15 protein-coding genes, 1 tRNA gene and 1 CRISPR repeat array are annotated in these 17,325 nt (G+C 51.9%); of the genes, 5 read left to right on the top strand and 11 right to left on the bottom strand.

What is annotated here, in order from left to right; translation table 11 throughout:
* The gene (locus tag ACHZB8_RS09240) at positions 1 to 915 is read right to left on the bottom strand and encodes a branched-chain amino acid ABC transporter permease LivH (RefSeq protein ID WP_316859973.1); all 915 of its coding nucleotides are present in this window, start codon (positions 913 to 915) and stop codon (positions 1 to 3) included.
* Between the two features lie 468 nt (positions 916 to 1,383).
* On the opposite strand from ACHZB8_RS09240, the gene cueR reads away from it, so the two are divergent.
* On the top strand, positions 1,384 to 1,782 hold the full coding sequence (gene cueR, locus ACHZB8_RS09235; protein WP_316859972.1) for a Cu(I)-responsive transcriptional regulator: 399 nt from the start codon (positions 1,384 to 1,386) through the stop codon (positions 1,780 to 1,782).
* A 19-nt stretch (positions 1,783 to 1,801) separates the two neighbouring features.
* On the opposite strand, the gene radC is transcribed toward cueR, so the two are convergent.
* The 3 genes from radC to sfsA all read right to left on the bottom strand — a co-directional run bounded on the left by radC (position 1,802) and on the right by sfsA (position 4,174).
* Complete coding sequence (radC, locus tag ACHZB8_RS09230) at positions 1,802 to 2,500, bottom strand: DNA repair protein RadC (protein ID WP_316859971.1); 699 nt, start codon at positions 2,498 to 2,500, stop codon at positions 1,802 to 1,804.
* 17 nt (positions 2,501 to 2,517) lie between these two features.
* A complete protein-coding gene (gene map / locus ACHZB8_RS09225) occupies positions 2,518 to 3,351 on the bottom strand; it encodes a type I methionyl aminopeptidase (protein ID WP_316859970.1) in 834 nt (277 codons plus the stop codon).
* Between the two features lie 121 nt (positions 3,352 to 3,472).
* Positions 3,473 to 4,174 (bottom strand): DNA/RNA nuclease SfsA, encoded by a 702-nt coding sequence (gene sfsA, locus ACHZB8_RS09220; protein WP_316859969.1) that lies wholly within the window; start codon positions 4,172 to 4,174, stop codon positions 3,473 to 3,475.
* A gap of 166 nt (positions 4,175 to 4,340) precedes the next feature.
* On the opposite strand from sfsA, the gene ACHZB8_RS09215 reads away from it, so the two are divergent.
* Positions 4,341 to 5,099, top strand: coding sequence for a competence/damage-inducible protein A (locus ACHZB8_RS09215; RefSeq protein WP_394706153.1), 759 nt, complete (start codon positions 4,341 to 4,343; stop codon positions 5,097 to 5,099).
* Between the two features lie 146 nt (positions 5,100 to 5,245).
* On the opposite strand, the gene ACHZB8_RS09210 is transcribed toward ACHZB8_RS09215, so the two are convergent.
* Positions 5,246 to 6,235, bottom strand: coding sequence for an alpha/beta hydrolase (locus tag ACHZB8_RS09210; RefSeq protein ID WP_316859968.1), 990 nt, complete (start codon positions 6,233 to 6,235; stop codon positions 5,246 to 5,248).
* 354 nt (positions 6,236 to 6,589) lie between these two features.
* On the opposite strand from ACHZB8_RS09210, the gene gpt reads away from it, so the two are divergent.
* The 3 genes from gpt (at position 6,590) to ACHZB8_RS09195 (ending at position 8,947) form a co-directional block, all read left to right on the top strand.
* Complete coding sequence (gene gpt, locus ACHZB8_RS09205) at positions 6,590 to 7,081, top strand: xanthine phosphoribosyltransferase (RefSeq protein ID WP_316859967.1); 492 nt, start codon at positions 6,590 to 6,592, stop codon at positions 7,079 to 7,081.
* Between the two features lie 289 nt (positions 7,082 to 7,370).
* Positions 7,371 to 7,456: transfer RNA gene (locus tag ACHZB8_RS09200), tRNA-Leu, on the top strand.
* 147 nt (positions 7,457 to 7,603) lie between these two features.
* Complete coding sequence (locus tag ACHZB8_RS09195) at positions 7,604 to 8,947, top strand: DUF6538 domain-containing protein (protein WP_316859966.1); 1,344 nt, start codon at positions 7,604 to 7,606, stop codon at positions 8,945 to 8,947.
* On the opposite strand, the gene ACHZB8_RS09190 is transcribed toward ACHZB8_RS09195, so the two are convergent.
* The 6 genes from ACHZB8_RS09190 to cas9 form a co-directional block, all read right to left on the bottom strand.
* Complete coding sequence (locus ACHZB8_RS09190) at positions 8,931 to 9,095, bottom strand: hypothetical protein (RefSeq protein WP_316859965.1); 165 nt, start codon at positions 9,093 to 9,095, stop codon at positions 8,931 to 8,933. The two genes, ACHZB8_RS09195 and ACHZB8_RS09190, sit on opposite strands and share 17 nt — an antisense overlap.
* A 62-nt stretch (positions 9,096 to 9,157) precedes the next feature.
* On the bottom strand, positions 9,158 to 9,412 hold the full coding sequence (locus ACHZB8_RS09185; RefSeq protein ID WP_316859964.1) for a DUF2312 domain-containing protein: 255 nt from the start codon (positions 9,410 to 9,412) through the stop codon (positions 9,158 to 9,160).
* 495 nt (positions 9,413 to 9,907) lie between these two features.
* Positions 9,908 to 10,354, bottom strand: coding sequence for an HNH endonuclease signature motif containing protein (locus ACHZB8_RS09180; RefSeq protein WP_316859963.1), 447 nt, complete (start codon positions 10,352 to 10,354; stop codon positions 9,908 to 9,910).
* Between the two features lie 297 nt (positions 10,355 to 10,651).
* A CRISPR array of direct repeats spans positions 10,652 to 12,536; the repeat unit is 36 nt; unit sequence GCCGTGGCTTCCCTACCGATTTCCCTGTGGTAAGCT.
* Positions 12,537 to 12,594: 58 nt separating this feature from the next.
* Complete coding sequence (gene cas2, locus ACHZB8_RS09175) at positions 12,595 to 12,924, bottom strand: CRISPR-associated endonuclease Cas2 (protein WP_316859962.1); 330 nt, start codon at positions 12,922 to 12,924, stop codon at positions 12,595 to 12,597.
* Positions 12,921 to 13,841 carry a type II CRISPR-associated endonuclease Cas1 gene (gene cas1 / locus ACHZB8_RS09170; protein WP_316859961.1) on the bottom strand — a complete coding sequence of 307 codons (921 nt, stop codon included), beginning with the start codon at positions 13,839 to 13,841 and terminating at the stop codon, positions 12,921 to 12,923. Before cas1 ends, cas2 begins: the two co-directional genes overlap by 4 nt.
* Positions 13,817 to 17,023, bottom strand: a complete 3,207-nt coding sequence (gene cas9 / locus ACHZB8_RS09165) for a type II CRISPR RNA-guided endonuclease Cas9 (RefSeq protein WP_316859960.1) — start codon at positions 17,021 to 17,023, stop codon at positions 13,817 to 13,819. The genes cas1 and cas9 overlap by 25 nt, the downstream gene beginning before the upstream one ends.
* Positions 17,024 to 17,325: the final 302 nt, after the last annotated feature.

Genomic DNA, 17,325 nt, shown 5'->3' with positions numbered 1-17,325 from the left:
TTACACTTTCTCCACTTCTGGCTTGCCGAGAAGTCCGGATGGCATGAAGATCAGCACGATTGCGAGGATCGAGAAGGCGGCCACGTCTTTGTATTCGATCGTGAAATAGCCAGACCAGAAGGTTTCGATCAACCCGATGAGCAATCCGCCGAGCATGGCGCCCGGTAGCGATCCAATGCCGCCCAATACTGCCGCGGTAAACGCCTTAACACCGGCAAGGAAGCCGATATAGAAGTCGATCACGCCATAATAGAGCAGGAACATGACGCCAGCCACTGAGGCAAGCGCTGCCCCCATCACGAAGGTGAGGGAGATGGTGCGGTCAACATTCACGCCCAGAAGAGCAGCCATCTTCTGGTCCTGTTCACAGGCACGCTGGGCCCGGCCAAGAGAGGTCTTGTTGATGAGCATTGTGAAGCCAGCCATGAGCAGCACGGTTGTGACGATGATCAGGATCTGCATGTAGGAAAGCTGAACCAGAAAGCCGTCTTTCTCCATGAGGGTGAAACCACCGGTGATTTGCGGCGGAAGAGGCTTGACGCGTGCACCCTGAACAACCTGCACGAAGTTTTGCAGCACAATTGACATGCCAATGGCGGTGATGAGTGGCGCAAGGCGAAATGAGCCACGCAATGGGCGATAAGCGATGCGCTCAACACTCCAGCCCCAAACCGATGTCATCAACATGGAAACGATCAGCACTATCAACAGAACGACCGGGAGGAAAGTGACCCCCATTGCTGTAATTGCCAGGAGTGAAATCAATGCAATAAATGCACCGACCATGAAGATGTCACCATGGGCAAAGTTGATCATGCCGATGATGCCATAAACCATGGTGTAGCCGATGGCGATCAGGCCATAGATTGACCCCAATGCGACGCCATTAATCAGCTGTTGTATAAAATATTCCATTTGACTCGCTGTTCCTAAACTCTCTGCGGCTTAATCTCCGCTTATTTGGTAGGAAGGTGTTGTTGTTAATTTTTTTTGAGAAAAGTTTCCCTTAAAAATTTCTAGCAAGAACTCGGATTGGATACAATTGCTTCAGTACGAAAAATGGTCAATATTAGTGACCTGACGTAAAATTGATCAAAATATAGTCAGAAATTGCTGTTTTGCTCTATTTTTTTGCGTGCTTCTGGCCGTATATTAGAAGAATGGCTGCTTAATAACCGTCTTTTGTGGGATAATCCTTCTCGCATGTCTAATTCATTTGCAATATTGCCGGTTTTGGGTGAGGTTTTGTTTGGTTTTGCACGAAATTTATGCAAAAGCATTTGGTTTTACTGCCAGACGGATCGCTGGTGCGTGTCTGATCGGTTTTGCAGTGTGCGTCAGGATTGCCTATCATTGCAGTGGCTTTGAGAAAGGGAGACGTCCATGCAAATCAGGGAAGCGGCAGAGAAAATTGGCCTCCCTTCAAAAACCCTGCGCTATTACGAAGATATCGGTCTGGTTGTGCCTTCAAGAAAAGGCAATGGATATCGCGACTATAGCGATGAAGATGTGAATCGGCTGAGAATCATCGGCAAGGCCCGAAAACTCGGGTTCGGGATTGAGGATTGCCGGAATCTGCTGTTGCTCTATGAAGATCAGCATCGGGCCAGTGCCGATGTCAAACGAATTGCATTGGCCCATCTTGAGGAAATCGATCAGAAAATAGCTGAATTACAGATGATGCGAGAGGATCTTGCCCCCCTTGTCGCCGCCTGTCGAGGTGATGATGATGCGGATTGCGCGATCCTGAATGATTTGGCGCAATCCGGAAAGGGGCGGTGAGCCGTCTTGCCGGAGGCTGTTATAGCAACCCGAGCCCCTTGAAACTGGTGTGGCCGTTTTTGGCGACGATGAGATGATCGTGCAGTGTTATGCCTAGGCGTTCGGCGGCGTCGGCCACCTGTTTTGTCATGTCAATATCGGCGCGAGACGGGGTCGGATCTCCGCTTGGATGATTGTGCACCATGATGATTGCCGTTGCAGAGAGTTCGAGCGCCCGCTTGACCACCTCCCGGATATAGACCGGTGTATGGTCTACCGTGCCGGTTTGCTGAACCTCATCGGCAATCAGGGCGTTCTTCTTGTCGAGAAAGAGGATCCGGAACTGCTCGATTTCATTGAAGGCCATTGCCGTACGGCAATGATCGATCAAGGCCGTCCATGAGGACAGAATGGGTCTGTCTTTGACCTGGCCGTGGGTGAATTTGGTTGCTGCTGCCTGAATGAGTTTCAGGTCTGTTACAACAGACTGCTTGATCCCCGACATTTCCATCAACAGGGCTTCGGGGGCCGAGAGCACCTCGGCAAAGGAGCCAAACCGATCGATCAGATCTTTGGCGATGGGTTTGGTGTCCTTGCGCGGGATGGAGCGGAACAGGATCAGCTCCAGCAATTCATAATCATGCAGGGCCTCAGGCCCTGCATCCCGGAATTTCTGGCGCAGCCTTTCCCGGTGACCGGCATAATGTGGTTGGCTCGATCCATCCTTCTTGTCAGTCATGATGGCAGCCCTTTTCTTCAGTCGATGCAATCGTAAGGGGGCTTGTGGAGATTTTCCGGCGACAGGGTGAAGATTTCACAGCCCGTTTCCGTGATGCCTATGGAATGCTCGAACTGGGCGGACAGGGACCGGTCCCGAGTGACAGCCGTCCAGCCATCATTGAGAATCTTGACGTGGGGCTTGCCCAGATTGATCATTGGCTCGATTGTGAAGATCATGCCCGGTTTCAGTTCGATGCCCTGTCCCCATTGGCCATAATGCAGGATATTGGGGGCATCATGAAACAGGCGACCGACACCGTGGCCACAAAAATCCCTCACCACGCCGCATCTCTCGCCTTCCGCATATTCCTGAATGGCGGCACCGATATCGCCGGTTGTCTTGCCCGGTTTGGCCTGCTCGATACCGATCATCAATGATTGGTAGGTCACCTCAATCAGGCGTTCAGCTGCACGCTTGATTGCGCCGACCGTATACATGCGCGAGCTATCGCCGTACCAACCGTCCAGAATATAGGTGACATCGACATTGATGATGTCCCCTTCCTTGAGGGGCTTGTCGTTTGGAATGCCGTGACAGACGACATGGTTGATTGATGTGCAGGTATATTTCTTGTAGCCGCGATAGTTGAGGGTTGCAGGCAGTGCGCCATTCTCTTCGCCGAAGTCTCGGACAAAATCATCGATAACTTGTGTGCTAACCCCGGGTTTGACGATCTTTGCGATGCCGTCCAATGCTCTGGCAGCAACTTGCCCGGCGCGGCGCATTCCTTCAAAAGCCTCTTCGTCATAGAGGCGAATATCGCCGGTGTTGCGCAAGGGAGCACTGTTTGCGTCAATATAGTTTACCATCTTGGCCTTTTCCGAATTTTCTTGGTTTTCTTATGGATATCGCTCTGAGGAAGAATGTGCAAACCGGAAATGCAAGTTTTGCGAATTTGGCGCAGTCGTTGAGGGGCTTTGCCATAAGGGGTCACAAGAGGATGGGGACGGCATTGGTCAGTTTGATTTCGCTTGTCGTGATCTCACAAAGATAGGCATATGCTTCGACGCCCTGATCATGGGCCAGCCTGAAGCGCTCGGCATAGTTGGGATCAATGTCGGCGGCAAGGGCAAAGCGGTTCGCATCCGTGCGCTGGATGAGGTAGAGCATGACCGCTCGCTTGCCAGCCTTAACCATCGCGGCGAGCTCGTCCAGATGCTTGGCACCGCGCTTTGTGACCGAATCGGGAAATTCGGCGAGACCCTGTTGGCGCAACAGATGAGCATTCTTGACCTCGACATAGCAGTCCGGTTTGGCATCATCCTGCAAAAGCAGATCAATCCGGCTGTTCGTGCCATATTTCACTTCCCGACGCAGGATCTCATAGCCTTTGAGTTCTTCGATCGTGCCTGCAAGAATCGCTTCCTCGACGATTCTGTTGGGGTGGCCGGTATTGATGCCGATCATGGCATCCTCCAGTTCCAGCAATTCCCAGCTGTAGGCTAGCTTGCGTTTGGGGTTGTCCGATCTGGAGAGCCAGACGCGCATTCCGGGATCCTTCAGACCGAGCATCGAGCCGGGATTTGCGCAATGGGCTGTGATGATCTGGCCATCTTCCAGTTCGACATCTGCCAAAAAGCGCTTATATCTTTTCAGAAGGCGACCGGGGATAAGGGGCTTGTCGAATTTCATGGGCTCGTCTTAAGTCTTTGGGGTTGCATGTGCCTCACTTGGAGGATTTGGTGGTTGTGCTATCTTGTTTTCGACAATTTGACCAGCCAAATGCGTTTTCGCCAGTCAAGACAGCTTTCAAGCGGACTCTCTCGAGCGATCATTTAGCTTATTGGAAGACAGAATAATGAATACAGACGTGATTACAGCAGCCATTCTTGTCATTGGAGACGAGATCCTTTCTGGGCGGACCAAAGACAAGAATATCGGCTTCATTGCAGACTATCTCACTCAAATGGGGATCGACCTTCAAGAGGTTCGCATTGTTGCGGACGATCAGGATGCGATTGTCGAGGCGGTCAATGCCTTGAGAGCGCGCTGGACCTATGTTTTTTCGACCGGAGGAATTGGCCCCACCCACGATGACATTACCGCAGATGCCATGGCGGCGGCGTTTGGTGTCGGTATCGATCATGATCCACGGGCCATGGCGATTTTGAAGGCCTATTATGATCGCTCTGCCAACATGGAATTCAATGAAGCCCGCAAACGCATGGCCCGCATTCCATTTGGAGCGGATCTTATAGAGAACAAGGTTTCGAGCGCGCCGGGCTTCAAGCTGGACAATGTGTTTGTCATGGCAGGTGTACCAATGGTGATGCAGGCGATGATGGATGCCATCGCTCCGACGCTCGAAACCAATTCTCAGGTTCTGAGTGTGACGGTGGATAGCGGTATGGGTGAGGGGCTGGTTGCCGGTCCGCTTGCCGAGCTAGCAAAGGAGCATCCGGCTGTCATCATCGGTTCTTATCCTTATATGAAGGATGACGTCTTTGCCACGAATATCGTGTTGCGCTGTCGGCAAAAGGATGATCTCGATACAGCCGAGGCTGCTGTTCACGCCATGATTGAGAGTTTGCGCGGCAAGAAGCAAATGATCTTGTAAATCAGGGCTTTTGCATTTCTGCTTGTCCGAAAAAGAGACGGCGCGGGTCTGAAACAAGCGTCGTCTCTTTTTTAGGTCAGGATAGCCTGAAATGCCGTGGCACCTCGCTTTTGCGCGTTGCTCGTGCTCGGTTCAATGTCCGGTGATCAGTTTGCAAATCGGGCGATGGCTTTGGCCAACTCGTCGGGCTGAAGATATTGCGGTGCGTGTGCGCATCCTTTGAGCGTTTGCAGGCGAGAATTCGGCAAGATCTCGTTCAGCCTTTCGGCCACGGATATCGGCACGATTTCGTCATTGTCACACCAGACCAGCAAGGTCGGCAAATTCATTTTGCGATAGGATGAGGCGACTTCGCTTGTGTCGAAGCTGATCATACTGGTTGCTGTTTTCAGCAAGGCATATTTTCCGCCCGGCTCATAGAATTGCTGGGCCTGACGCAAGACTTCTTCACGATTGGTCTTGTATCCTCTTGGATGGGTCATCTTGGAGCCGATTTTCGAAATCAGCTCGGGAGGGCCAGCCGCAATCATCAGTGGGGAGAGAACCGGCACTGACAGAACCGAAACAAGCGACGGATTTTCCTGATCGAGTGCAGGTCCTTCGACAACAACCAGTTTTTTGATGCGGCGCTGTCTTGTTTTGGTTTCTTCAATCGCAAGAAGCATCCCCACGCTGCCACCCATGGAATGGCCCACCACAGTCAGATTTCTAAGCTTCAGCTTGTCGATCAGCTGATTGATCAGATCTACCTGATCGTAAAGGGAATAGTGGCCGTCAAATGGCTTGTCCGAATGGCCAAAACCCTTGAGGTCAACGACAAAGACCCGATGTTTTTTTTCAAGTTTGGGTATGATCTTGTGCCAGCTATAGGTCGTTCCGGCAAATCCGTGGATCAGCAGAATGGGCGTGCCCCGCTTGCCGTATTCTTCAATATTGAGCTCTATCGTCTGTTTGCCGTCGTGGTTCTTCAGAGCGATTTTGCGCGCAGGAACATCGCGTTCAGGCAGCATCATCGCACATGACCCTACCGCCAGCCCCAACATGGCAATCACAAGGACAAGGCCGGTTTTCTTCAGGGCTGAATACAGGCGGGCAGGCATGTTGAACAGGATTTCATTAGGCAAATTCGTGGGCATTTTTCTGGCAAATATGATTGGCAACTATGAATTGGTATGAAATTCCGATTGTTACGGGATTCGAAGCTTGGTTTCTTTGCTGGCGATGATGACAGGCTTTGACCCAAATTGCGATCAAAAATGTGTATTAAGATCTTTTCTATTTGTCTTCACATTTGTACATTGAGGCTATGAAGAGAAAAATCTTGCCCTTTGGGTCCAAGATGCCAAAAGTTGCGGCAGACTCATGTTCCACATACAGATTTATGACGTGGATACTGGTTTCCGGATAGGGGATTGCCTGATCTGGGCATTTATGTCTTATCTGAGTTGTCGCTACAAGGGAACCAAGCAGAGAAAGCAAAAGGAAGAATAATGGTCGATCAAACATCCAATGCCTTTCCCGTTTACTGGGAGCAATTTCACCGCGACTGCCGGGCGCTTGCCTGGCGGCTGAAAGGCGTGTCGGAGTGGAAGGCGATTGTTTGCATCACCCGTGGCGGGCTGGTGCCTGCCGCCATCATCGCAAGGGAGCTGGGTGTCCGCATGATCGATACCGTCTGTGTGGCGTCCTATCATGATTACGAGAGTCAGGGTGAAATGCAGATTCTGAAGCCCATTGACGCCTCGGTCATTGATGTCGAGGGTGGTGAAGGCGAGGGCGTTCTGATCATTGATGATCTGGTCGATACCGGCAAGACCGCCAAAGTGGTGCGTGCGATGCTTCCCAAGGCGCATTTTGCAACCGTTTATGCCAAGCCCATGGGGCGGCCTTTGGTTGATACCTTCGTGACCGAAGTATCTCAGGATACCTGGATCTATTTCCCCTGGGATATGGGCCTTCAGTTTCAGGCGCCGATTGCCTAGGCCCATGGCGAGATCAGGGGATCTGGTGGTATCCAAAACGGTTCTCCTGCGATGGAGCCGTATGCCCTTTCTGGCCTTGCTTAACGCAGGGTCAAACCCCGGTCCCTTTTCTTGTTCCCGGTCCTTGCTCCCAGTCCTTGCTCCCAGTCCCTGCAAAGCTTTTACATGATGATTTTTACAATCTGAACGCGTCGCATGCGATATGCCGTTTCATGCCTTGTGGATGGGGCAATCGCCATTGCTTGCAATTCTCTGACAAGCGCATTAGCAATGTTCGAACCATCTATGCGCGGGCGTGATGGAATTGGTAGACATACAGGACTTAAAATCCTGAGGCCCTAGGCCGTGCGGGTTCGATTCCCGCCGCCCGTACCAAAATTCCTTTCCAAGAATTTCTATTTTCCTTTTAAATTCAGTCACTTAAACAGAGATGCTGTTTTTGCGTCTTGCGTCGTCTCGAATTTTTGTGTATCAAAATGGGTATCATTTTGGGTATCATCTTGATTGTCGAGGGGACAAAAAGTGGATCGAGCCGACCGATTTCTACAGCAGCGGGGAAAGCGCTGGTACTATGTTCGTCGCGTTCCCATCGACCTTACCGATCACTATTCTGCAAAGTATATTCGCAAGCGGTTGAAAACTTCTGATTTGGCTGAGGCTCGAATCAGGCGTGATGCAATGGAGTATGCCGATGATGCCTTGTGGTCTGACATGAGAATGGAAGGGCAGGCGAGTGACGTTGCATCGCGGCGCTATGATCAGGCAATCAATCGGGCAATTGCACTTAGCTATAAATATGTTCCAGCGTCTGAGCTGGCGGCTGGTGCAGATCTCGCTGAGATCGTTAAGCGAGTAGAGGAACTGCCCGCCGGAGAAGACTACAGTAAGGCGAACTCCGACGCCCTGCTTGGTCGTGTTTCCAAACCGGATGTGAGCCTGGCCGATGCTTTCAAGGTTTTGCAGAACGAGATTAGGGCGGCGGAACTGGCTGGCAAGGACAAGGAAGGCAAAGAGGACTGGACCAAGCTCAAGCAGATGTCCATCGATCTGTTTGTGCAGGTTTGTGGTGACATCCCAATTGGAAGCATCACCCGAGAGGATGGGCGCACATTCTTCAATTACTGGAAAGAGCGTGTTCTCGGGAATGACGGGCCCAAGATCACGGGCAAGTATGCAAACCGGCATATCGGCAATTTGCGCTCATTGCTGAAGGACTATTGGGCTCATGTCGGTGAGGACCACCAGAATCCCTTTGACGGTTTCTCTTTTGGTGAAAAGCAGAAGGGGCAGAGGATTCCACTTCGGGTATCGCAGATCGAAGCGTTGTTTCTGAAGCCTGGGGCGTTTCAGAAAATGAACCTTGAAGCACGCCTCATTGCCTACATGATGATTGAAACGGGTGCCAGAATGAGCGAGCTTGCCACTCTGGAGGCTGAAGACTTCAGGTTGGAGGGTGACTATCCCCACGTCATGATATTTGAGCGAGAGGGCCGCATTCTCAAGACGGAAAACTCCAACAGGATTTTGCCTCTGGTAGGGATCTCATTGGAAGCGGCTAAGATTGCGGAAAAAGTCGGTGGCTTCCCTCATTATCGCCCCAGGAGGAAAGGGCTCTCTACGGCGCTCAATAAGTTCTGCCGCGAAAATAGCTTCTTTGAAGCGGGGCAATCCATGTACAGCATTCGACATTCTTTCGAGGACCGAATGAAGGAAGCTGATGTTGATGTGGAAATGCGCAAGTACCTCATGGGTCATGAGATCGACCGCGAGAAGTATGGTTCGTTTGCAAGCCTGAAGAAAAAATGGGAAGCGGTGAAAAAGATCGAGCTTCCTTTTGATAAGGCACTCTTCAAAGATATTTGTTGAACGGGTCCTGTGTTCTGGCGGCATATTCTTTTTCCAGTCTTTCCAGCAGGCAATAGTGAGCCGGATGCGGATCGATCTTATGGATCTGAGCCAGCTTCACTATGGCGGCATATATCCGCTCTGCCGTGATTTCTTCCTGCTGTTTCATTGTCGCATACGGTTTGACTGGTTTTCGGTGGCTTGTGGTGTCTTCTCATCCTGTGAAGGTGTTTAATCTTCGCCAGCCATTCCAAGGGCATGGAGGTAGAGGTCTAGTAGAGCGTCCATTTCCTGGCGTTCATTGCTGTCCTGTTTGCGCATACGGATAACCTGACGCAAAACCTTCACGTCATAGCCGTTGCCCTTGGCTTCGGCATAGATATCTTTGATATCGTCGGAAATAGCCTTTTTCTCTTCTTCGAGCCGTTCGATACGCTCGACAAAGGCACGTAACTGATCGGCTGCTACTCCACCGGGGTTAGTCATGATTTGCTCCTATTCTGCTTGTAACGCTGGTCTTTGCGCGTTTCTGAGGGGGGGGTAAGGCTCGCCTTGAAATGACGGCAGCATTCCGCGTTTGGCGGTATAAGCCTGTGTGCCTTGTTCGGAATTGGGCAGTTGCAATGAGCGGACTGCAGGTGAACGAGCTTTTCCGGCCCATCGGGTTTGTTGTCGATTGAGCGATAGCGGTGTTGCTTCTTTCCATCCTGAGTTTTGCAATAGAAGTGTTCGCACTCCCTACATGTTTTGCCAACAGGTCCTGTTCCGGCAAAATGGGCCTGCCCGAGTTGGGTCTTGCGGATATTCTCAAGGAGGTCTGAGCAGGTTAGGTGAGCTGAAAAGGAGACAGCAGAGACCATAGCGAGATCCTTTTTACTTTTCGGGTTGAATTGACTTGTTCCGCTTTGCTAGCCGCAGAAGATTGCAGTCCAGGTCATCAGCATTGAAAGGAAAGTGATCAGGGAACCAAGTGCCAGAATGTCACGAATAATCATTCATCTGTCTCCCGAGGGCCTTGGAACCAGGTGCGCTCTGTCTGCGCTCGACCGAGCCATCCAACTTCTTTTTCCAGCCGGATTGTTTGGAACCGGGAAATGGGCGGGAGGGGAGCTTTTGCTTTTTGCGGGTCTCGATACCAACATGCTTGTTGTGTATGCGTTTGACCTTGGCAATGGTCTTTACATCGCCCTTGGTTTTTTCCTTGTGGCACTCGCCACAAAGGCACTGACAGTTATCGAGTGAATTATCTCCACCCAGACCGCAAGGCTCGATGTGATCATATTCGGTGGCATCAGGAGAAAGCTTGGTGCCACATTTCACACAGCGGCCACCATCACGCAGGAAGGCTTCTGCTTTGGTCTTCTTGGAAAACTCTTCTCTGACAGTCACCAGCTTCTGAGCCGGTTCTTTTTCGAGTACGGCAAGCATTTTCTACCCTCATCGGTGGCGTTCGATGGGGAGCAATATAAATGGGATTTAAATACCAGTCAAGAATAATTAGGGATTAAAATACCAATTATGAATGCAAGCCAGATGTGGTCATAGAAACTTCGTAATTGACTATTGGGCATGACTAGGTGTGACAGAGTGGGTGGATAGAGGACATGATGCATCGCAATATTGCGATGAGCTTCTTAATAACTACTCATCTTGCTTCTGTATGCACATTCCCTACCGATTTTCTTGTGGTAAGCTCGTATGGTCGCGCCGCACACGCATTCTTGTGCCGTGGCTTCCCTACCGGTTTCCCTGTGATAAGCTCTGAACCGATTGCTTTCGATCAAGCCTGCCGCCGTGGCTTCCCTACCGATTTCCCTGTGGTAAGCTTTGCCTTCCCTGATTGCCTTGGCAATGGACGCCGTGGCTTCCCTACCGATTTCCCTGTGGTAAGCTTATGCTTCCTTGTTTGCACGGTCCAAGTGTGCCGTGGCTTCCCTACCGATTTCCCTGTGGTAAGCTTTTTCAGGCTGTCCATCAACGAATTCCCGTGCCGTGGCTTCCCTACCGATTTCCCTGTGGTAAGCTAATTGAAGATGAGATGTGGTGATGCACAAAGCCGTGGCTTCCCTACCGATTTCCCTGTGGTAAGCTTTTTTCGGGAGTGTCTACCCCATTCACCCTGCCGTGGCTTCCCTACCGATTTCCCTGTGGTAAGCTAGATGGCCGGTGCGGCCGCTCTTCTGATGTGCCGTGGCTTCCCTACCGATTTCCCTGTGGTAAGCTAATGTGACCGTCTTTGCGTCTTCCTTCCAGGCCGTGGCTTCCCTACCGATTTCCCTGTGGTAAGCTATCGCGCGCATCATCCGGGCCGGGGCGCTGGCCGTGGCTTCCCTACCGATTTCCCTGTGGTAAGCTTGAAGCGACGCGGCGTGAAGCTGAAAGTCAGCCGTGGCTTCCCTACCGATTTCCCTGTGGTAAGCTTGACGATTTGGGGCGACGGTGTGCGGGTTGGCCGTGGCTTCCCTACCGATTTCCCTGTGGTAAGCTGACAGACCACAGAACCAAACCTCTAGGCTGGCCGTGGCTTCCCTACCGATTTCCCTGTGGTAAGCTTACTTCTCGTTTGTCAATGCCATTCCGGCAGCCGTGGCTTCCCTACCGATTTCCCTGTGGTAAGCTCCGGGAAGCTTTTGAGCGCTTCTTTCTTGGGCCGTGGCTTCCCTACCGATTTCCCTGTGGTAAGCTAAAGCTCTCTCAGGCGCTTTTTTTTAGCGGGCCGTGGCTTCCCTACCGATTTCCCTGTGGTAAGCTTATTGCGGTACGCATTGCCCTTAGAAGACAGCCGTGGCTTCCCTACCGATTTCCCTGTGGTAAGCTCACTCTGGCGCTTCGCGCACCGGCTCTGCCGCCGTGGCTTCCCTACCGATTTCCCTGTGGTAAGCTGCAGCGTGTCAAACACTGTCGGGGGGACGTGCCGTGGCTTCCCTACCGATTTCCCTGTGGTAAGCTCTGGCAAGATCGCCTATCACTTCATCGCCAGCCGTGGCTTCCCTACCGATTTCCCTGTGGTAAGCTGAATGGTCAATGGCTGTCCATCTGATCCGCGCCGTGGCTTCCCTACCGATTTCCCTGTGGTAAGCTTAACGCGTCTTCGTTTGGTGGTAGATCTGGGCCGTGGCTTCCCTACCGATTTCCCTGTGGTAAGCTTACTTCTCGTTTGTCAATGCCGTTCCTGCTGCCGTGGCTTCCCTACCGATTTCCCTGTGGTAAGCTGCTCCGCAACGGGCCTAGGAGCGTCACTGAGCCGTGGCTTCCCTACCGATTTCCCTGTGGTAAGCTGCCGTCAAGCCACTTGTTGACGCTCAGGAAGCCGTGGCTTCCCTACCGATTTCCCTGTGGTAAGCTCCATTCCCAAGGCAGATTGCAGCTGTTTGGGCCGTGGCTTCCCTACCGATTTCCCTGTGGTAAGCTTTGCGCATCGTTCTCGAACCCGCCCCATGCGCCGTGGCTTCCCTACCGATTTCCCTGTGGTAAGCTGCCGCCCAGAAGATGCAACAGGCGGTCTTGGCCGTGGCTTCCCTACCGATTTCCCTGTGGTAAGCTTTGAATGCAAGATGTTCCGCAAGGATCGTGGGCCGTGGCTTCCCTACCGATTTCCCTGTGGTAAGCTGCCTTGCCTACAAGATGTTGAATTTGCTGTGTTGTTACTCGAATAATCAGAATAAAAATCATAGCAAAACCAGCTGTTCAGTGGCTTTTTTCTCGGATTTTTTCGATTCGCCCACAAGTAGCTTCATCCGTGCATATTGTTTGTCGGTTACCTGCAAGATTCGCACGCTTCCCTTGGAAGGCAAATTGGCTTTCACTCTTGAAAGATGCTTATCCACACCTTCCTCTGCTCGACAGACCCGAGCATACACCGAAAATTGCAGCATCAGATAGCCGTCATTTTTGAGAAAGTTGCGGAAACGAGTCGCGGTGCGCCGCTCGGTTTTCGACCCAACGGGAAGATCAAAAAATACCATCAACCACATGAAGCGCGCCTCCTCTGGTTTCATGGCACAAGCCCTTGCATCTCGACTTGCGCAGACGGAAGAGTGGGCAGCTGAAATTTGCTGACATCCCCACATTCCAAAACACGAACAAGAGACTGCGCCACAACTTCGCAGCCATGCAGGATGGATAGCACTTCACCACTCACTTCCACGTCGCACATGGGAATGGCAGCGAGAACTTGGCGCATATCCCGGCTCAGATCTGTCTCTGGATCGCTGTCCTGTAATAGTCGAAATACGATCAGATCGGCCAATGGGCGAAATGGTTCGATCAAATCGTCTGCAAGATTGAACGCATTTGTCTGGCTTCCATGATGCAGGCCGATTGCAGGTATCAACCCCACCGCCACTAATGCGCGCGCCACACATCCACGCAGCACCGCATAGGCATAATTCAAGGCTTTGTTGCGCAGATCATTTTCGTCATTGCGCACAAAACCCTCGAACAGGCATGGCCAGTAATCCCTGGCGGCCCTTGCTTCCACATTATCCGGGTCACCTGAGCGGACCTTTGCCGCCATTTGCGAAAGAGGCGGGGGCTTCTTGCGCTCTAGCCGGTGCAGCACAGCCTCTTGATTTTGGATTTTTGCTCTTGTGATTGCTTGCCACAGCCGCTTACGCAATGGGCCTTTTGCAGCCACTTGCAATTGGGCTACTGCGGCAGTGCGATGATGCGAGTGGAAGGGAAGTGTGAGGGCAGACGGGATATGTCTGCTGTTAGATGTGATAATCGCTATGCCCGCTTCCGCGCAGGCCGACAGCAAGGCAACGCTCAGGGTTGTCTGGTGATTGTCCGCAACGATCCAGGCGATATCTTCAAGCGCGACGAATGTATCTCCATCATCCTGATTAACAAATAGCTGCCTAGATTTCACCGAGAGACGCGCAGGGCGCGTCAGATGCACACCTTTCCACGCCATGTGCGCTTCTCCCTTTTGACTTCAAAGCGGTTTCCAAGGCGATCTACACGGATTTTTTTGAACGAACGCAATGTCTTCGCACCGATGCCCCGGATCAGACGTGTGGAATTTTCATGCGATGAGATTGCAATTGCACCTGTGCTTCGATCCAAACCACGGAAATATCCCAGCAGGATCTCACCATCGGGGCGCACAATTTCAATCAGGGAAAAACTGTGAAGCGAAAAGAGAAACTGATATGTTCGATCCATCACAGGCCAGTTTTCTTCAGCTTTGTTGGCGACAACAGCACGATTGGGTGGGTTCTGGATAAAAGCAGAATCTGCTGTGTAGACATCACTACGATAGATTGGCACCAGATAATTTTGCTTCACACCCTTCTTATTGGCTTTGGTGAATATATCCACTCGCACCATATCTGATCGGTCCGCGCTGCCACCGCGCACCTCAACTGCTTTTTTAGACTTGGCTTGCAGACGTACCTTCTTAACCACATCCCCCTTCGGTGACAGGGGGAAGAGGCCAGCCAACCGGTCCTGAAGAGCGGTCTTTTCATCCGATCTGCCTTTGATTGCTTTGATCGCTACCTTGAGTGCCTCTCTTTGTTTGATATAGGTACGCAGATTTTCCACCAACTGGTCGCGTAATTTTGCGGGATCAACAATCTTCCCATAAGGCTCGGGTGTTGGAATATTATCGATATCGGCCAACGTCAGATCCGTGACAGCTTTGCGTTCAAAGATTTTTTCTTCCCCATCTATGTCACGAATCTGCTTGATGCTGGCTTCGTGTCCTTTGCCGCGTAAGCGCCCAGATTCCGGTCTTGAAACAAATACGGATTCGACCGCCTGCATGACCTCGCGCCGGAAAGCGCCAGGCTCACCCCAAGGCGGCGGCAAATTTCGCAACTCAAAGGTCTCTCCCCGCCTTTTCTGTGCCTGGGCATGGCGTGTTGCATGCTGCAATAAGGTCTCGGAGCAACAGGCGGTCACTATCGCGTCAAGCGCATGATGACGATCATCGGGAAGCCGCTCACCTGTCTCGGGATCTTTTTTTAGGCTCTCCACTCCCCAGGCCCTGCGCAGGGCAGAAGTGATCGCGCCCGGGCGGGCAAAAACCCGCCGCCGCATGATCTGGTAGCCCTCTTTATCCACTCCATCTGCAATATCCGGATAGGATTGTCGCAGCAAGCCAAGCACGACCCTCAATGCATAACGGGTATCGTTGAGGTTGCGGTTGAGAAACTTTTCCTCTTTCTCCGGAGCATCCATCAGCAGATAGTTACGCTTCTTGATTCCCTTGAGATATTTGAGGCCTTCGACCTCCAGGCGGAAGCGCTCCCAGTCACCGGGCTTTTCCTCGCCTATCCATTCAAAGGGGGTGCGGTTTTTCTTTTGCTGGTTGGCTACGGTGAAGCACAAAGTTTTGTTATGGAAAGAATTGTCTGCAAAGCGGCTGAAGGGAAGTATGTGATCAACCTGCAGAACATTGTCGCTGGCGTACAATTGTCCGGCTTCTATTCCCTTGCCGCTGTAAAGGCACCGTTCGCCCTGTTCCTTCCAGAGTTCATAACGCAGAATGTCATCACCAGCCACACGAGCAAGGCCAAACGTGTCTCTCAAATCTTGCGCCACGCGATCACGTTGGTCTGTCCGCTTCTTCAAGCCCCGTTCGATTTCCCCCCGCTCCTCAATGCTCTTGCCAACATCGCGCGCCATTTCCACGTGGACCCGATCAATGGGGCCATTTTCCCGCTCCAGTATCTTGACCTGTTTGAGTATTTCCCGCGCAGCCTTCTGGGCCACAGGCGAGGTGATGTCATCGAGTTCCCAGACCTTTTGGGCGGCATGGTCCCACCCCTCGGCTGCACAGGCCTGATCATAGCGAAGACCTTCCGCCAGATGCGGATTGAGCCGCTGCGCCGCCGCGCTGGAGATATGCCCTGTCCCTTTGACAAACTGAAAGCTGTTATGCGCTGCCGCCTCACACAGGGCATCTGCGGCCATGGCGGGCAGATCACACTGCTTCAGGCCTTTGACAATTTCTTCCATATCCTCGTTGAAGGCAATGACGGTCATGGCCTCGTCGAGAGGCCTGGCCCTAGCTAGAAGCGACTTTGCTTCCACTGCACCAAGGATGGGGATCAGAATATCCATCAGGGTCTTGGTTCCTGCTGCTGCTCCTGAGGTGCGCACAAAATCTTTGCTTTCTTTATCCGGGCTGACATGGGCAAAGGATGCGGCAGGGGGAAGAGCTATCGCCTTGCGAAGACTTTTCCAGGTGTAGGCTTTGGTTTTTCCAAAATGAGTGAAGGCATTCTTGATTTCCTGCGGTGCCAGGGCGCGCAAATCATGACCCTCGACAATCCGCACCGTGACAAGTTTGCTCAGAAAACGGAATATCTCAAAGGATGGAGCGAAGGCCGTTGCCCGTTTCTGCCCTTCGACGAAGGGGCAATCACCAATCAGTTCGAGACTTGACTGCAAGGGACGCTGGAAAAAAGCAATGCTATTAAATGCTTCCTCAAGCTCTGCTGTTGCTCGCTCATTGCCAAATCTGCGCTGTGCAGCAAAAATTGCTTTCACTTCCAGTGCCTGATCGTCTCTCAGAATCGAGCGCGTATAATCGCCCTCACGGTTACGTTTGCGCGCCGCAAATGCCGGATCGCGTGCGAACATCTCTCCCACCGTGCGATATTGCGCCAACTTGTCCCGCGTGGCATCAATCGCGGTCAGCATTTTACTGGCATCATCGGCCTTGTTGGCTCGCGCGCCCTTTTTGTTGGACTTGAAACCGCGATGTTTGGCGATATGGCCCAGAATGAGGGCAAAATGCCGTGGGCTGAGTGCTTCATCCAGTGCCAATGCTCTTAAGTCCCAAGGATCTGATCCTTGTCCGGCAAGAGCGTCCTTTGCATCGGATTGCAGCAACAGATGCTTCTGGAAGAGAGAGCGTATTTGCGCCATGCGTTGACGGCGTCGCCTTATCACCCTTCTTTGGCCCCGGCTTGTTCGGCGTTCGGCGTTCTTTAAAACTGGTTTGCCTGTGCTGCTCTGACCCTCGGGCGAATTGAACATGCGCGTTCCGCACGCCGCAATCCGTCCGGTGCCTGCTTCGACATCAAGATCAACCACTGCCCAGCCAACACTTGAAATTCCGCCATCCAAACCAAGAATACGCATAAAATCACCCAGTACATATGCAACCTGTGATTTTATATTGACAGAGAAACAAATCTATGTAAATTGAAATTGGGAAATCGGTAGGAAAGCCACGGTAAATGGTAATCCCATCGGAGGTTCACGCCCGGATCATGCAAATGTTCCGGGCGTTCCTTTTTGGTGGGTTTGTATGCTTTGGCTGCAGCGTGTTGTCGTTGAGGTATTTCGCGATCCAGCTATTTTGCTTTAGAAATACATGGGTATGGAATGTTGCATCTGTTGGTACGCGAGAATCCGCAATGGGTCTCAAATACTAATCATGA

This window comes from uncultured Cohaesibacter sp. (genome assembly GCF_963556055.3).
In the GTDB taxonomy this organism is placed as follows: domain Bacteria; phylum Pseudomonadota; class Alphaproteobacteria; order Rhizobiales; family Cohaesibacteraceae; genus Cohaesibacter.
This window is presented reverse-complemented; position numbering and strand designations above follow the sequence as displayed.

What these genes read in the sequence shown, in the direction of transcription:
- ACHZB8_RS09240 (WP_316859973.1), bottom strand. Translation starts at nt 915, where the DNA reads ATGGAATATTTTATACAACAGCTGATTAATGGCGTCGCATTGGGGTCA.
- cueR (WP_316859972.1), top strand. Translation starts at nt 1,384, where the DNA reads ATGCAAATCAGGGAAGCGGCAGAGAAAATTGGCCTCCCTTCAAAAACC.
- radC (WP_316859971.1), bottom strand. Translation starts at nt 2,500, where the DNA reads ATGACTGACAAGAAGGATGGATCGAGCCAACCACATTATGCCGGTCAC.
- map (WP_316859970.1), bottom strand. Translation starts at nt 3,351, where the DNA reads ATGGTAAACTATATTGACGCAAACAGTGCTCCCTTGCGCAACACCGGC.
- sfsA (WP_316859969.1), bottom strand. Translation starts at nt 4,174, where the DNA reads ATGAAATTCGACAAGCCCCTTATCCCCGGTCGCCTTCTGAAAAGATAT.
- ACHZB8_RS09215 (WP_394706153.1), top strand. Translation starts at nt 4,341, where the DNA reads ATGAATACAGACGTGATTACAGCAGCCATTCTTGTCATTGGAGACGAG.
- ACHZB8_RS09210 (WP_316859968.1), bottom strand. Translation starts at nt 6,235, where the DNA reads ATGCCCACGAATTTGCCTAATGAAATCCTGTTCAACATGCCTGCCCGC.
- gpt (WP_316859967.1), top strand. Translation starts at nt 6,590, where the DNA reads ATGGTCGATCAAACATCCAATGCCTTTCCCGTTTACTGGGAGCAATTT.
- ACHZB8_RS09190 (WP_316859965.1), bottom strand. Translation starts at nt 9,095, where the DNA reads ATGAAACAGCAGGAAGAAATCACGGCAGAGCGGATATATGCCGCCATA.
- ACHZB8_RS09185 (WP_316859964.1), bottom strand. Translation starts at nt 9,412, where the DNA reads ATGACTAACCCCGGTGGAGTAGCAGCCGATCAGTTACGTGCCTTTGTC.
- ACHZB8_RS09180 (WP_316859963.1), bottom strand. Translation starts at nt 10,354, where the DNA reads ATGCTTGCCGTACTCGAAAAAGAACCGGCTCAGAAGCTGGTGACTGTC.
- cas2 (WP_316859962.1), bottom strand. Translation starts at nt 12,924, where the DNA reads ATGAAACCAGAGGAGGCGCGCTTCATGTGGTTGATGGTATTTTTTGAT.
- cas1 (WP_316859961.1), bottom strand. Translation starts at nt 13,841, where the DNA reads ATGGCGTGGAAAGGTGTGCATCTGACGCGCCCTGCGCGTCTCTCGGTG.
- cas9 (WP_316859960.1), bottom strand. Translation starts at nt 17,023, where the DNA reads ATGCGTATTCTTGGTTTGGATGGCGGAATTTCAAGTGTTGGCTGGGCA.